At 59.7% G+C, this 14,029-nt stretch carries 12 protein-coding genes; 3 read left to right on the forward strand and 9 right to left on the reverse strand.

All coding sequences use genetic code 11. From position 1 onward, the window contains the following. Nucleotides 1–2: 2 nt before the first annotated feature. The 6 genes from HNQ72_RS16890 to HNQ72_RS16915 are packed head-to-tail and all read right to left on the reverse strand — an operon-like array spanning nucleotide 3 to nucleotide 5,606. Nucleotides 3–1,172 (reverse strand): NAD(P)/FAD-dependent oxidoreductase, encoded by a 1,170-nt coding sequence (locus tag HNQ72_RS16890; protein ID WP_183993440.1) that lies wholly within the window; start codon nucleotides 1,170–1,172, stop codon nucleotides 3–5. After that, entirely contained in the window at nucleotides 1,169–2,575 is a 1,407-nt protein-coding gene (locus HNQ72_RS16895; protein ID WP_183993442.1) for an FAD-dependent oxidoreductase, read from the reverse strand. Before HNQ72_RS16895 ends, HNQ72_RS16890 begins: the two co-directional genes overlap by 4 nt. After that, complete coding sequence (locus HNQ72_RS16900; RefSeq protein WP_183993444.1) at nucleotides 2,572–2,874, reverse strand: (2Fe-2S)-binding protein; 303 nt, start codon at nucleotides 2,872–2,874, stop codon at nucleotides 2,572–2,574. Before HNQ72_RS16900 ends, HNQ72_RS16895 begins: the two co-directional genes overlap by 4 nt. A gap of 6 nt (nucleotides 2,875–2,880) precedes the next feature. Beyond that, entirely contained in the window at nucleotides 2,881–3,675 is a 795-nt protein-coding gene (locus tag HNQ72_RS16905) for an ABC transporter permease (protein WP_183993446.1), read from the reverse strand. Between the two features lie 12 nt (nucleotides 3,676–3,687). Continuing rightward, nucleotides 3,688–4,542: an ABC transporter permease gene (locus tag HNQ72_RS16910; RefSeq protein ID WP_183993448.1), complete on the reverse strand. Its 855-nt coding sequence runs from the start codon at nucleotides 4,540–4,542 to the stop codon at nucleotides 3,688–3,690. After that, a complete protein-coding gene (locus HNQ72_RS16915) occupies nucleotides 4,539–5,606 on the reverse strand; it encodes an ABC transporter ATP-binding protein (protein WP_183993450.1) in 1,068 nt (355 codons plus the stop codon). Before HNQ72_RS16915 ends, HNQ72_RS16910 begins: the two co-directional genes overlap by 4 nt. 172 nt (nucleotides 5,607–5,778) lie before the next feature. On the opposite strand from HNQ72_RS16915, the gene HNQ72_RS16920 reads away from it, so the two are divergent. Both HNQ72_RS16920 and HNQ72_RS16925 read left to right on the forward strand, forming a co-directional pair. Continuing rightward, nucleotides 5,779–6,612, forward strand: coding sequence for an IclR family transcriptional regulator (locus HNQ72_RS16920; RefSeq protein ID WP_183993452.1), 834 nt, complete (start codon nucleotides 5,779–5,781; stop codon nucleotides 6,610–6,612). A 302-nt stretch (nucleotides 6,613–6,914) separates the two neighbouring features. Continuing rightward, entirely contained in the window at nucleotides 6,915–7,457 is a 543-nt protein-coding gene (locus HNQ72_RS16925; RefSeq protein WP_183993454.1) for a response regulator, read from the forward strand. A 233-nt stretch (nucleotides 7,458–7,690) separates the two neighbouring features. On the opposite strand, the gene HNQ72_RS16930 is transcribed toward HNQ72_RS16925, so the two are convergent. Then, a complete protein-coding gene (locus HNQ72_RS16930) occupies nucleotides 7,691–8,071 on the reverse strand; it encodes a VOC family protein (protein ID WP_183993456.1) in 381 nt (126 codons plus the stop codon). Nucleotides 8,072–8,075: 4 nt separating this feature from the next. Next, complete coding sequence (locus HNQ72_RS16935; protein WP_183993458.1) at nucleotides 8,076–8,786, reverse strand: SDR family oxidoreductase; 711 nt, start codon at nucleotides 8,784–8,786, stop codon at nucleotides 8,076–8,078. 120 nt (nucleotides 8,787–8,906) lie between these two features. Here HNQ72_RS16935 and HNQ72_RS16940 point away from each other — a divergent pair, with 120 nt between their 5' ends. After that, a complete protein-coding gene (locus tag HNQ72_RS16940; RefSeq protein ID WP_183993460.1) occupies nucleotides 8,907–9,800 on the forward strand; it encodes a LysR family transcriptional regulator in 894 nt (297 codons plus the stop codon). A 67-nt stretch (nucleotides 9,801–9,867) separates the two neighbouring features. Here the strand turns inward: HNQ72_RS16940 and HNQ72_RS16945 are convergent, their stop codons facing one another. Continuing rightward, nucleotides 9,868–14,016 carry a PAS domain-containing protein gene (locus HNQ72_RS16945; protein WP_183993462.1) on the reverse strand — a complete coding sequence of 1,383 codons (4,149 nt, stop codon included), beginning with the start codon at nucleotides 14,014–14,016 and terminating at the stop codon, nucleotides 9,868–9,870. Between the last annotated feature and the right edge of the window lie 13 nt (nucleotides 14,017–14,029).

The raw sequence follows: 14,029 nt of genomic DNA on the forward strand, positions 1-14,029 counted from the left end.
ATTCACGTTCCCCTTGATTGAGGGCTCTGCGGTGGAGCGCCGGCGCCCGAGCCCTTGGCGGCGTCGACGAAGAAGCGAGCGATCGAGAAGGCATCGATCGGTGTAGTGGTCTCACCCGTGGTGATCAGCTCGGCGATGACCTCTCCAACTCCCGGCGCGATCTGGAAACCAGCGCCTGAAAAGCCGAATGCATGGATCAGGCCGGATGTGGTGCTGCTTTGACCGATCACCGGGTTCTTGTCCGGCATCGCCCCCTCCGTTCCCGACCAGAAACGGATTGCGTGGGCATTTTTCAGCGACGGAAAAAGCCGCACTGCGCGTTGCATCACTGTCGTGACGCCGACATCCGTCGGCCGCGAGAAATCGGCATCGTCTGCGCGCGCAGCACCGCGCTGGCCGCCGATGATGCAATTGCCGCGCTCCACCTGCCGGGCATAGACCTCGCCGCCTTCGACGCCGGTATTGACCGTCATGAACACTTTCATCGGCTCGGTGACGATCATCGACGGATAGATGCGGCCGAGGGGCACGCCCTCGCGAAAAGCATCTGCAAACGGCCCAGCCCAAGCGCCGGCGGCATTGACCAGATGTGCGGCGCGGATCGCCGGCACACCCTGCGCGTCAACGAGAAACCCTTCGGCTTCCTTCGAGACGCCAAGCACCGGCGTCTGCTCGTAAATCTCGACACCCGCCCGCCTCGCGGCGGCGGCAAAACCAGCAGACACGAGACGCGGATTGGCCTGCCCGTCATCGGCAGAGAAGGAGGCACCGACCGCGATTTCGCGATCAATCCACGGGAAGCGCTCGGCAAGCGCATTGGCGCCAAGCAGTTCAAGCTTCAGGTCGGTCGATGCAGCGCCCCTGGCATAGGCTTCGAGCGAGGCCATCTCCGTCTCGTTGCGGGCAAGTTTCAGCTGCCCGGTGCGGCGAAACTCGCCATCGATGCCGATCAACTGCCTGAGCTTCGGCCATATAGCATGGGCGCGCTGCGCCAGCGGCAACTGCTCGATCGGCCGGCCCTGGCGGCGCACGCCGCCGTAGTTGACGCCGCTCGCTTGCGCGCCGCAGAAGCCGCGTTCCAGCAATGCTACCGACAGGCCCCTCTGCCTCAAGGCCAGCGCTGCAGAACACCCGACCAGACCGCCACCGATGATCGCGACATCGACCTTCATTCCGCAGCCTCCCCGGTGACGGCGGGCGCGATCGCGGCGTAAGACATGGGCAGCGGCTTTACTGGCGCCTGTCCGCGCAGGCGACCGACGGCCGAAATCGGCCGGCCGGTCGAGGCGGCGAGCAGTTCGGCTGCGGCCGAGCCGCAGACACGCCCCTGGCAACGGCCCATGCCAATCCGGCTCACCGCCTTCAGCCGGTTCATCTCTACAATGCCGAAATGATCGGCGGCGTCACGAATGCCCGAGACATCGATCTCCTCGCAACGACAGACCATCGTGTCGCCCGGCAGGTCGGCGATCCATTGTGACGGGAAAGGAAAGGACTGTTCGAGGACATTGCGGAAGGCGAAAATCTTGCGAAGTTCTTTTTCAAGCTTGCCTGCCCGACCCGGATCGACGGCAAGGCCGCGATCCTCGATCAGCGACAGGGCAGCTCTTTCACCGGACATTTCCGCCGCATCGGCGCCGGCAATGCCGGATCCGTCTCCGGCAAGGTAGACACCGGGGACACTGGACCGGCGAGCGGTATCCGTCTGCGGCAGGAAAACGCGATCCCGCTCATTGAAGGCGAACTGGCAGCCGGCGAGATCGGCAAGCTGTGTTTCCGGCTTCAGCCCGAGCCCGAAGCCCGCGCCGTCACAGGCCAGATGCCGGCGTTTGCCGCGCACTTCGAAGGACACGCCCTCGATCCGGCTCGTTCCCTCGAAGCGAAGCTTGTTGATCCCGTAATGGAAGGCGACGCCCTTCATCATCATCTCGGCAATGAAACGTGTACCGCGCAGGACAATGGCGGGAAAGCCCGGCAAGGCCTTCATCATCGCCATTTGGGCGGTGAGTGGTGCAGCATCCAAAACAGCTGCCACCTTCACACCGGCCTTCATATATTGCCAGGCGACGAGATAAAGCAGAGGCCCTGTGCCGGCAAAGACGATGCGCGAACCGATGACACAGCCCTGTGCCTTCAGGACTATTTGCGAACCGCCAAGTGAAAATACGCCGGGCAAGGTCCAGCCCGGAACGGGTAGAATGCGGTCCATCGCTCCGGTGGCGAGGATCAGTCCATCATGGGCAAGCCTTCGATGCCCGCCATTCGTCGCCACGTCGGCAACGCCATCCGACAAGTTCCAGACCAGCGTATTGGGCAGATAGTCGAGCTTGCCTTGCAGCCCTGCAAACTCTCTATGAAGCCGTTCGGCCTTGGGCGCTTCCGAACCATAGCGCACCCTGGCATCGCGGCCATCCGGCACGAGAGGCTGACGATAGATCTGCCCGCCGCATGCCGGCGCCTCGTCGACGACGATCGGCCGAAGCCCGGCTGCAACAAGCGTGGCGGCGGCACGGATTCCGGCCGGGCCGGCTCCGACGATGAGAGGCTGAGCCCGATCTTTTGCGGCGTCACTCATGCAGGCTCTCCCGCACTGTTGGCCGCCCGAGTAATCACCTGCATGCCCTCGGCAAGGGGGGTCGAACAGGCACGGACCCGCTCGCCGCTTATGAGTGTCACCCAGCAATCCTGACAGGCCGACATCTGGCAGAAGCCGGCCCGTGGTTCATGGGAGAAATCGCTGGGCCTGAGCCGTTCGTCGATGGTGAGGATGGCGCTGAGCAGCGTGTCGCCGCGGCGTCCCTCGCAGGGTTTGCCGTTCAGCGAGAAACCGATCGGAACTTCATTCTGTCGCGCAACGCGATGCAGGAGTGGCATTTTCGTTCACTTCTGCCCGACAAGAATACGGTCCAGTCCGAACGCCCGGTCGAGCACGAGCATGGCGATACCGGTCAGGGCGATCATCAACGCGGAAACGGCCGCCATCATCGGATCGATGGATTCCGTCGCGTACATGTACATCCTGACCGGCAGCGTGACGGTCTGGGGTGAGGTAACGAAGATCGACATGGTCAATTCGTCGAAACTGTTGATGAAGGCGAGCAGCCAGCCGCCGGTAATGCCGGGCAGGATCATCGGCACGGTAATCCGCCGAAATACGGTAAGCGGCCCCGCACCGAGCGTTAGTGCCGCCTGTTCGGCATTGCGATCGATGCCGGTCAAGGCCGCCATCACGAGCCGCAGCACATAGGGCGTGACGACAACGACGTGGCTTGCCACCAGCCATCCGAAGCTGCCTGTTGCGCCGATCAGCGTGAACAGCCTCAGAAGAGCGACGCCGAGAACCAGATGCGGGATGATCAGCGGCGACAGGAACAAGCCATTGAGAAAACCGCGACCCGGAAACTCGTAGCGCGAGATCGCAATGCCGGCCGGAAGCGAGATCAGCACGGCAATCGTTGCCGCAAGCGTCGCCAGCCACAGGCTGTTGTAGAAGGATGCCATGAAGTCCGGATGGACGAACACGGCCTTGAACCAGCGCAGCGAGAACTCGGTCGTCGGGATGGTGAGCGTGCTATCTGGCGTGAACGCCACCAGACAGATGATCACCAGGGGCGCCAGCATGAAGCAGACGACGAGCGTGTGAAAGACGAGGGCGATTGGTCCGTTGCGATCCATGTCCTACCCCCTTCAGCCCAGAACCTTGCGCGCCTTGGCCTCGATCATCCGGTTATAGGCCAGCATGATCAGGAGGTTGGCGACAAGAACGATAAAAGCGATGGCAGCGCCGAGCGGCCAGTTCAACTCGTGCATGTATTCGTCATAGACGACAGTCGCGGCCATCTTCAGCCGCCGCCCGCCGAGAAGGCCGGGAATGGCGAAAGAGCTTGCCGAAAGGCCGAAAACGATCAGGCTGCCGGAAAGAACGCCGAGCGAGATCTGCGGCAGGATGATTCGCCGCACTGCGGTGAAGCGTGAGGCGCCGAGCGACCATGCGGCCGGCTCAAGCCCCGGGTCGAGCTTCTGGATTGCCGTCCAGACCGGTATGATCATGAACGGCAGCATCACATGCACCAGCGCGATCACGATCGCCGCCTCGCTGTAGAGGATGCGGACCGGGCCGAGACCGAGCATGATGCTGGCCTTGGAGATCAGTCCAGTCGAGCCGAGCAGCATGCTCCAGCCGAAGGAACGTACGACGACCGAAACGAGCAGCGGACCGATGATGACGAGAAGGAAGATCGACCGCCACGGGTTCCACATCCGAGACAGAATATAGGCTTCCGGCACGCCGATAACGACGCACAGAACCGTGGTGATAAAGGCGATCCTCAACGTTCGCCAGAAGATCGAAAGAAAATAGGGGTCGGAGAGAACCGTCGTGTAGTTCGACAGCGTGTAACTGTCGAGCACACCTATATTGAAGTCATAAGCATGAAAGGAAAGCACTGCGGTCAGCGTCAGCGGCAGAACCACCATGCCGAGGAAGAAAATCAGGCCGGGGAGAGACAGAAACCACGGCGTCGAAGATGTCCGCGCCGTCATGCGTCAATCCTCGAAGTCTCCTGCGTCCTGGCCGAGACACGTGCGCTTTCCGGCAACCAAGAGAGTCCGACGGGCTGCCCCTGGGATGCAGGCAATGACCCGTCCGTATTCGGCCAGGAGACGATGATCTGGCCGACCGCCGTATCCACGTTGAACAGCCAGTGGCTGCCGAAAAAGAACCTTGCACTGACCACTCCGTGCAGATGCCCCTGGCCCGCCGGCACGATGGTAATTCGCTCGGGGCGAAGCGACAGGACGGCCGACTCGCCCTCTGTGGCGGGACAGTCGGTTGCCGGCAGGATCACACCGTGCGCCCGGATGCCGAGCTTGAGCGCGATACCGGGAATGTTGTTCATTTTGCCGATGAAGGAAGAGATGAACTCCGTCGCCGGATGATCGTAGACCGCCGCCGGCACATCGGCCTGCGTCATCCTTCCGTGTTCCATGACGACCACCCGGTCGCTGATCGACAGCGCCTCACCCTGGTCGTGAGTAACCATGATTGTCGTCGTGCCGACCGTCTGCTGGATGCGTCGAAGCTCGAACTGCATTTCCTCACGCAGCTTGGCATCCAGATTGGAGAGCGGCTCATCGAGCAGCAGCACCGGCGGTTCGATGACGAGGGCACGGGCGATTGCGACGCGCTGCCGTTGGCCGCCGGAAAGCTGGCGCGGATAACGATCGGCAAAGCGGTCGAGCTTGACCAGCGCCAGCGCTTCGGCCACCCGCCGATCGCGCTCGGCCCTGCCGACCTTGCGCATTTCCAGACCAAAGCTGACATTCTGTGCCACCGTCATATGCGGGAAGAGCGCATAGGTCTGGAATACGATGCCGAGCCCGCGGCGGTTCGGTTTCTCACGGGTGATTTCGCGGCCGTCGAGCGTGACCGTGCCGGCCGATGGTTCGGCGAGGCCCGCAATCATCTGCAGTGTCGTGGTCTTGCCGCAGCCTGAAGGCCCCAGAAGCGAAACGAATTCGCCCTTGCTGACCTCCAGATCGACCGCATCGACTGCGGTGAAATTGCCATAGATTTTCGATAGCGAATTGAGCGTCAGAAAGCTCATGTCCACTCCAGTTGCGCCAATTTTCGCGCTTTTTTCTAATTTCGTTCCCGAGGAGAAAGAGACAGTAGAAAACTGCCTATGGTCAATGAAAAATTCCAATTAGAAAAATTATGATTGAAATATTTCATTATATGAAATTTATGTGAGAATAACTCGATCCGGATTACATTTAATGGATGAAGATACTCGCCAGATATCAAGTGCAAGGCGCACGCTGATCATCCTCAAGACGCTTGGCGCGGCAGATGCTGCCGGCATGCGGCTGATCGATGTGGCAAAGGAAGTGGGCTGCAACCAGCCGACAGCCCATCGCGCCATGCAGGATCTGGTCGCCGAGGGGTTTGTCGAACAGGTTTCCGGCGGGAAACGCTACCGCCTCAGTCTCGAATTTTTCGTGATGGCAGCCCGTGCCGGACGCTCCGACGGTTTGCGCGAGCTGGCCAGGCCGGCACTTCTTCGCCTATCGTCAACCCTGACGGACACGATCTTCCTGCTTGTGCGAAGCGGTTATGATGCGGTCTGCCTCGACCGTGTCGAAGGCCCCTTCCCGATCCGTTCCTTCACCGGCGACATCGGCGGCAAGGTTCCGCTCGGTATCGGCCAAGGCAGCACCGCCATCCTCGCCAACCTGCCGGAAGCGGAGAGGGAAGCCGTTATCCGGTTCAACATGCCACGCCTGCTCGATCGCAGCCATCTCGACGAGGCAAGCTTCCGACTTCTTCTCGCCAACGCTCGCGAGCAGGGTTTCGTCAGCTTTAATGCGGGTCTCATTCCGGGCATGGCCGGCGTCGCCGTTGCCGTCTGCGATGCGAACGGTACGGCGGTCGCGGCCTTGAGCGTCGGCACGCTTGCCGAACGTGCCGAAGGCGAGAGATTGCAGGCGATGGTGGATATTCTCTCGGCCGAGGCTCGCGAGCTCGGGCGCCGGATCAATCCATTCGACCCGGCCTTGCGCTCACCGTCACGTAGCCTGAGCTATGTCCAGGCGCAGAACCGACTTCGTTAGTTGGACTTGTTTCACGACATTGCCCCTGGCGATAAAGTTTTCGCGGCTGCGGAAGATCGGCACAGCTGAGTCCAAGGGGGCAAGGTCCTCAGAGGAGACCATACGCACCGGAAGCAAGACGATCATCAGCAGGGACGGCGACACAGGAAACCGCTTCTGCTTCAAATCCTGAGCTCGCTCGTCGATGCCAGATTCTACAAGAGATATCCCACGCGGCCGATATCCTTTCCTCGCCCACAACAGGACGAGGCACGCCGATGGACTATTGCCAGAACCTCAAGGTTACACGAGAACCGTCCGCCATGGCCGTGTTGATCGCAGATCCATTTGTTGAGCGATCGGCATCACTCGCCTCGAATCTGGCAGCGCTCGGCTACGAAATTGTCAGATGTTCCACGCTTAACGCCTCGATGTCGGCGTGTCTCGAGGCACGACCATCTCACGTGCTCACCGAGCTGCCATTCTCAGATGGCTGCGGTATGGATCTGGTCCGTTTGATAACGGCTCACCTCCCTTCAACGAGAACCGTCGTTCATACCTGGTTTGCCGATATCCCGACCGCGGTAGCCGCCGCCAAGGCTGGGGCGTACGATTTGGTGCCGAAACCTACAGACGAGGAATTCCTGCTCAACATCTTGCTGTCCGATACCGATCGGGTTCCCGCCGAGTGCAAAATACGGTCGGCCGGCTGGGTACGGCAGCAGCATATCGAACAGATCATGAGGATCACCAGTTCGAACATCTCGGCTGCCGCCCGTAAACTCCATCTCGACCGACGTTCTCTGCAGCGAATGCTCAAGCGTTATGAGGATCAGGCCAGATCACAGATAGGCGTCGATGGATAAGGGTCGGACCAAACTCCATTTTCTTTAGGCCTTCCGACCTCGTGGACAAGTTACCGTAGACCGGAATTGTACTGTTCGCAGCTGGCGGTCGCCGACGACCTGCCATTGACAGTGCCGCTTAGGCAGACTTGGCATGCTGGGCCGTCCGCTCCGCTCGAACATGAAGGGTTAAGGTGAACGGCACAATCGCTCTGTCTGCGGCGACCGTCCAAACTGCGGAGCCTGCTACATCTCTACGATGGCAGCAGCCCAGCGACTTCGCGGAATACAAGCTCCATAAGAATCCCACTCGGAGTTCGGACGAATAGGCGACGTTCACCTAATTCTGGCAGATCCATCGTCGAATATGGTATGCCTTTCAACTCCAGCCCCTCACGGAACTTGAGGTACCCATCAAGACGAAACGCGACATGGTCGATGCCTTCTGCGTTCCGGACGGCAGTACTGCCGTCGCCCGGAATGAGATGTACGATTGGCTGATCGCCGTTGTAAAGCCAATATCCTGGAAACCCGAATGAGGGGCGATATCCAATCTTGAGGCCTAGAATGCCTTCCAGAAATTCCCTCGTCCCTTCAAGGTCGGATGTCCTTAGGGTTACGTGATCGAGCTGCATCAGTTCAACCTATCACGCCGCCGCCATCGACCCGAACGTTCGACCCCGTCGCAAAAGGCGTCGTCATTAGAAAGAGCACTGCGTTCGCAATATCGCCTGGTTGTCCGATAGTCTTGGCCGGAAGGCTCGCAGCCACACGTTCGAACATCGATTTGCGGCTTTCGTCCTCCATCTTCGACCACAACGGAGTGTCTATAAGACCCGGCGAAACCGAGTTGACCCTTACAGGCGACAATTCGAGGGCTAGGCCACGGCCAAGGGACTCGAGGGCGGCGTTGATCGCGCCCTGAAGGACCGACGACGCAGATGGACGTTCGCTGAGGAAGCCCGAAATGAAGGTGAGCGATCCACGCTCACTGAGACGGGCGGCGCGTGCGACCCGGTAGGCTCCCCAGAACTTGCTCTCCATCGCTTTTTTCGCGTCATCAAGCGATAGCTTGCGGACAGGGCCGCTCGGTGTCTGCGCGGCCGAGATGACGATGTGGTCCCACGGGTCATTTTCCTGGAAAAAGGCCTCGATACCGATCTCGTCGGCGGTGTCGATGATCGCCGATTTGACCGTCCCGAGGGACTGGGAGGCCGCGGCAAGTTTTTCAGCCGAACGCGAAGCGATCGTTACCTCCGCCCCCGCCAGTACGGCGGACTGCGCGACGGCAAATCCGATCCCCGAACTGCCGCCTACGACGAGTACACGTTGATTGCTGAGAGATGGCATTGCTGTTCTCCTTGTACTAACCGTGTGCCGCAGTGATCGGCACAACGAGTAGATAGCTGCTTGCGACAGTCGCAAGAATGGACATTGTCGTCGACTGTCTCATGCGATATTCGCAAGAATATGAGTGATGGTTTCCTCGACATGCTTGTCTTCGTTCGGGTCACGGAAGCCGGGAGCCTTTCTCGCGCCGCCCGCGAACTCGGCTTTTCGCTTACCGTTGTCAGCCGCAAGCTGTCCCGCCTCGAGGAACGGTTGGGAGTCCGTCTCATCAACCGAACGACGCGGTCACTCACCCTGACGGAAGAAGGCTCCCGGTTCTATGACAGAAGCGTACGAATACTCGCGGAAATAGAGGATGCAGAAACGGAAGCAGCGAGCGGAAAGGACTCCGCTATTGGAACGTTGAAGGTGACCGCAACTTTCGCCTTTGGGGTACGATGGCTAGCGCCACTACTCGCCGAATTCCAGCAATCCCATCCAATGCTGAATGTCCGCCTGGATACGACGGACGGCCTGATCAACATCGTGGAAGATGGCTATGATCTCGCGATCAGGTTTGGTGACCTTGCCGATTCTAGCCTCATCGCACGACAGCTCGCGCCCAACAGGCGGGTTATATGTGCCGCCCCCGCTTATCTTGATCGAAGTGGCCGCCCGTCGTCGATCGAAGACCTCGTCAATTACGACGTGGTGTCCTTCGGCGACCCTGCGAACACGCACTGGACTTTCGAAGACGGCCGCTCGGTCAATGTCCGGAGCCGTCTTGGCTCGAACAATGGCGAGCTCGCCCATCGCTGGGCGTTACAGGGACGTGGTCTTATCCTGAAATCCATATGGGACGTCGAGGACGATGTCGCTTCAGGAAAGCTGGAGATTGTCCTGCCAGATCAAAGGCTGCCCGCCGCCCCAATACACGCTGTATTCCCGCACAATAGATTGGCCGCCGCCAAAGTTAGGCTCTGCGTCGACTTCCTGGCTGCACGACTTAAACGCGCCGCCCCAAGAGCCGTGTAGAGACCAGACGGCTGCTCTCGGTGATCTCGGGTCGTGGCATTGGCGCGGATCCGGAAGCCTCCACGCGTCAAAACTCGGGAGCTTCAAGTGGCAGAGTGAACTCGAAGCGGCATCCCGGCGATACACCCATAACGAGCCGCATCTGCCCTCCGTGGTTTTCGACGATCGTGCGGCAGATCGAAAGGCCCATTCCCATTCCATTCTCCTTGGAGGTCTCGAACGGGCGGAAGATGTTCTCGACACGCTCCTCGGCGATACCGGGGCCGTTGTCGGTGACCCCGACCGTGATGAACTCCTCGTCATGATCGATATCGATCGCAAGCGTTCTGTCGCGGTCGGTAGTTTCCCTCAGCGCTTCGATGGCATTCAATATGAGATTGACGAACACCTGTTGGAGCTGAACGCGGTCAACAGGGACAGGAGGAAGGCCGTCAGGTATGTCGAGCTTGAACGCGACCTTGGTTTTTTGGAGTTCTCCGCGGGTAAGGATGGTGACGTCCGAAATGAGCTCTCTCATGGCAATCGGCTCTACCGTCGTCATATCCTTTCGGAACATCTTCCGAATTCTGGTGACGATATCGCTGGCGCGCCGCCCGTCGTCGATTACGTTTTTAAGGCTGACCATAGCCCGACTGACGTCGGGAATAGGCCTAGAAAGCCATCGGAGTGCCGCCCCACCGCTTGCGACGATCCCCGTAAGCGGCTGGTTCACTTCATGTGCAATCGAGGCGGCGAGCTCGCCCATGCTGGTCGCCCGGGCTACATGCTCCAGTTCAGCCTGAACCTCCCTAAGGTGGGCAGCACTGCGCAGCAGCTCGCCCTCCACCCGTTTGCGCTCCGTCACATCCATTGTGATGCCGACATACTGCAGCAACTCGCCACTATCGCCCAATACCGGACGAGCGGTGGAAAGCAGCTGCTTGACTGAACCGTCTGGCAGGGTGGCCTGGTATTCGAACTGCAAATCCTTTTTTTCTTCGAGCGCAATTTTCATTGCGTCCTCAACAAAGGCCCGTTCGTCCGGCTGCATCCGATCGAACATGTCACGGAGCCTTCCGCCGACATCCGCAACGCGATAGCCGAAGATATTGTCATGCTCCGCAGACCACTCCAGGCGGTCGCTCTGAATATGCCACACCCAACTGCCGGTGTGGCTGATCCGCTGCCCCTCCGCCAAGAGCGCCTCGCTCTTCATGAGCGCTTCCTCGGAGTTCTTCCGTTCCATGACAAAGCTGGCGAGCTGTGTGAAGCGGTCTATAGCCTGTCGCTCTCGTTCGCCCATCGTCCTGCGCCTGTCGGAATAGACCGCGATGGTGCCAAAGACGGTTCCCCGCGCCGACATGATCGGCGTAGACCAGCAGGTCTTGATCTTGAACCTCGCGGCGATGTGCCGGACATCCACCCAGAGCGGGTCGGTCTCGACATCATCCACCAGCACGGGCTGCTGGCGATAGGCCGCGGTGCCGCAAGAACCCGCTTGCGGACCAAGCGGAATTCCGCCTACCGCCTCATTGAATCCTTCGGGCAACCTGTGCCCTCCCGCGGGCCGCAGCGTCCCGCCGTCTTCGTCCATGAGCATGATGGAGACGAAGGCACCGTCGCTGAGAACGGTGAGCGTCTGGCAAAGAGAGTCAAGGATCGTGCCGAGCGGCTCACCGGATGCGATCATCTCGAAAGACCTCTTTTCCCCGGCGAGAAGGATTTCCGCCCGCTTGAGGTCGTCGATGTCGCTCTCAGAGCCGTAGCAGCGAACGATGCGCCCGGTGGAATCGCACAGCGGCTTGGCGCGAACCATGAACCAGCGGTACTCACCGTCGTGTCGCCTAAGGCGGGCCTCGAGGCCGCTCATCTCCCTCGTCGTGACGATACGGTACCAGGTCGCCGCGGACTCAGCCCGGTCATCCGGGTGGAAAACGTACTTCCAGCCGCCATTGCAGGCTTCTTGTGGCGTGAGGCCCGTGTATTCGTACCATTCCTTGTTAAACCACTCGTCGCCGCCATTGGCGTCAGCGCTCCAGTTCATTGACGGCATAGTATCGTTCGCCATCCTGAACTCTTGCTCGCTTTCGGCGAGGAGCGCCTTTGCATCGTTCAATTCGGCGAATGACCGGGCATTTTCGAGCGCGATCGCTGCCTGTGGCGCGACGGCCTGCAGAATCGCGATAGCCTCGGCGTCGAACGACGGACTATCAGCGGGCCGATGAAGGAATAGCACTCCAGTGAGCCGCGATCTCTTGACCAGCGGAAGATAGAGCGCTGTGGCCACCGACGTCGACACGCCGCCCTCAGGTCCGACTTGTTGTTTCCCCGCCCCGTCGGTCCATATGGCTTTGAGAGTTCGCGCTACTTCGACCACGGTGGTGTTCGACAGGTAACTTTCCTGCGCTCTGGTTCGTGTCAGATCGACTGTCGTAACTTTTGCGATCCGACTCGCCCTCGCCCCTATCCAAACCTCTCCGTCCAGAAGTTCGAGAAGAAGAGCCTCATGTGCTCCCGAAATATCCAACGCGTTCTTGAGGAGCGTTTCCGCGAGATGTCCTATGTCGATCGTGGCTGAGAGAGACTGCGATATTTCAAGAACGGCGGCCATCCATGATCCGCTCGCTTGTGGCAGAGATGCTTCCGACCCAGTGGTAGCCGTCGGATTGAAATATTCTGGATATGCTCCCTCCAACTGGGTGACTTTGCCTGTCGCACCCCACCGGAGATAACAATCGCGCGCGCTCGTTAGATGGTCTTTTGCGGACTGAAACGCGCCGCGCCTGTGATAGAAACGGCCGGCGATCTCGCAAGCCAGGGCCCCGTCAGCGAGGAGACCGTATCTCGCGGAGAGTTCAATGGCCTGCTCGTAAAGCCGCTCGGCCTTCTTGAACTGACCGTCGATGCGAGCTACTTCGGCCAACCCCAGCAAATATTTGCCTTGAAACGTCTCGGGGCATGTGGCGGCCCATCGAGCGAGCCAGTCCACATTGCCGACGATTGTCACGTAGCCCTTGTCGGTGCGGCTTTCGCAGATGGCCGCGGACGCCAGTGCTGAGATGAAATGGAAGTCCGCGACTTGGATGTGGCCTATACAGGCCCAGGTTAATCCCGAGGCCTGCTCCATCGCGAGCACGGCGTTCTCGAAGTCGCCATAGATGAAATAGGCTTGCGCCTTGAGTATCCAGTAGTAGCAAATGTAGGTTGGAGTTTGCGCCGGAACGAACTTGCCTTCGAAGTCCTTGGCGACGAAACCATCGCCGTCCAAGATATCATCGACGCCGCGGCCGCACCGCAATGTCTCCACAAACCTTCTTTGTCCGGTGAGCGGTAGCAGATTAGCTACGAAATCGGCCTTGACGACAAATTCGGTGGATTGATCGATCTCGGCGGAGATTTCCTCAATACGGTCACCACGCGCCAGTCGATGCGTGACGATCCTGACATATGCGTAGCAGAGATATGGAATATCATGGCTGCGGTTGCGTGCAGCGATACATTGCCTGGTCAGCTCGATGACCTCACCAATCGGGCGGGTCCAAATAGCCACCATTTCCAGCGAGGTGATCGCCTTGGCCTCGTGCTCCCAAAATCCATAACGGCTCACAAGGCCGCGTGCGAGTTCGCAGAACTTCAAGCCGTCCTTGTAGCGGCCGAAATGATGGCTGATGAAGAAGCCGAAGAGCGCGAACGTAAGAACGGCCTGTTCCGTTACCCCGTATTGGAGCGTCAGGTTCGTCATGTGACACAGGGTTACGCCGAGAAGCTTTTCGTCCGTTAGAAACGCCGAATTGCTCATCGCCCCGAGGACGCTCATGATCGCTCTCGTCTCAACGTCCTCCATCATCGGAAGGTCAATGAGGTTTTCAACCGGACGTCCGTCAAGCTTTGCCCAGACTGCGATCGCCTGGGCCTCGAGTTCAAGTTGGTCCGGGCGCTCTGGTATGACGATCCCGAATTCCCTTAGGCAGGTAAGCGCGACGGCAATGCTTTCGGGTACCTCCGATCGACGAAGGTGCAGCTCGATCTGCAGGCAGCAGGCGGCCGCTCTGTCGATCCGGTTCTCCGCCAGTTTCCAGAGATTGGTGATGTGCCCCTCTGTCAAGGAGAGGTTGGCGGAGGACATGCTCGCCTTCGCAGCGTGGAGGGCTTTGGTGAAGCTTTTACCGCCCGTAGTATTGGCGTTGGATGCCGCAGGATTGTTCAGCTGCTGACTAATTCCCTGTTCGGATGACATCCATTAACTCTGT

Source organism: Aliirhizobium wenxiniae, assembly GCF_014201355.1.
GTDB lineage: Bacteria > Pseudomonadota > Alphaproteobacteria > Rhizobiales > Rhizobiaceae > Neorhizobium > Neorhizobium wenxiniae.

What these genes read in the sequence shown, in the direction of transcription:
- HNQ72_RS16890 (WP_183993440.1), bottom strand. Translation starts at nt 1,172, where the DNA reads ATGAAGGTCGATGTCGCGATCATCGGTGGCGGTCTGGTCGGGTGTTCT.
- HNQ72_RS16895 (WP_183993442.1), bottom strand. Translation starts at nt 2,575, where the DNA reads ATGAGTGACGCCGCAAAAGATCGGGCTCAGCCTCTCATCGTCGGAGCC.
- HNQ72_RS16900 (WP_183993444.1), bottom strand. Translation starts at nt 2,874, where the DNA reads ATGCCACTCCTGCATCGCGTTGCGCGACAGAATGAAGTTCCGATCGGT.
- HNQ72_RS16905 (WP_183993446.1), bottom strand. Translation starts at nt 3,675, where the DNA reads ATGGATCGCAACGGACCAATCGCCCTCGTCTTTCACACGCTCGTCGTC.
- HNQ72_RS16910 (WP_183993448.1), bottom strand. Translation starts at nt 4,542, where the DNA reads ATGACGGCGCGGACATCTTCGACGCCGTGGTTTCTGTCTCTCCCCGGC.
- HNQ72_RS16915 (WP_183993450.1), bottom strand. Translation starts at nt 5,606, where the DNA reads ATGAGCTTTCTGACGCTCAATTCGCTATCGAAAATCTATGGCAATTTC.
- HNQ72_RS16920 (WP_183993452.1), top strand. Translation starts at nt 5,779, where the DNA reads ATGGATGAAGATACTCGCCAGATATCAAGTGCAAGGCGCACGCTGATC.
- HNQ72_RS16925 (WP_183993454.1), top strand. Translation starts at nt 6,915, where the DNA reads ATGGCCGTGTTGATCGCAGATCCATTTGTTGAGCGATCGGCATCACTC.
- HNQ72_RS16930 (WP_183993456.1), bottom strand. Translation starts at nt 8,071, where the DNA reads ATGCAGCTCGATCACGTAACCCTAAGGACATCCGACCTTGAAGGGACG.
- HNQ72_RS16935 (WP_183993458.1), bottom strand. Translation starts at nt 8,786, where the DNA reads ATGCCATCTCTCAGCAATCAACGTGTACTCGTCGTAGGCGGCAGTTCG.
- HNQ72_RS16940 (WP_183993460.1), top strand. Translation starts at nt 8,907, where the DNA reads ATGAGTGATGGTTTCCTCGACATGCTTGTCTTCGTTCGGGTCACGGAA.
- HNQ72_RS16945 (WP_183993462.1), bottom strand. Translation starts at nt 14,016, where the DNA reads ATGTCATCCGAACAGGGAATTAGTCAGCAGCTGAACAATCCTGCGGCA.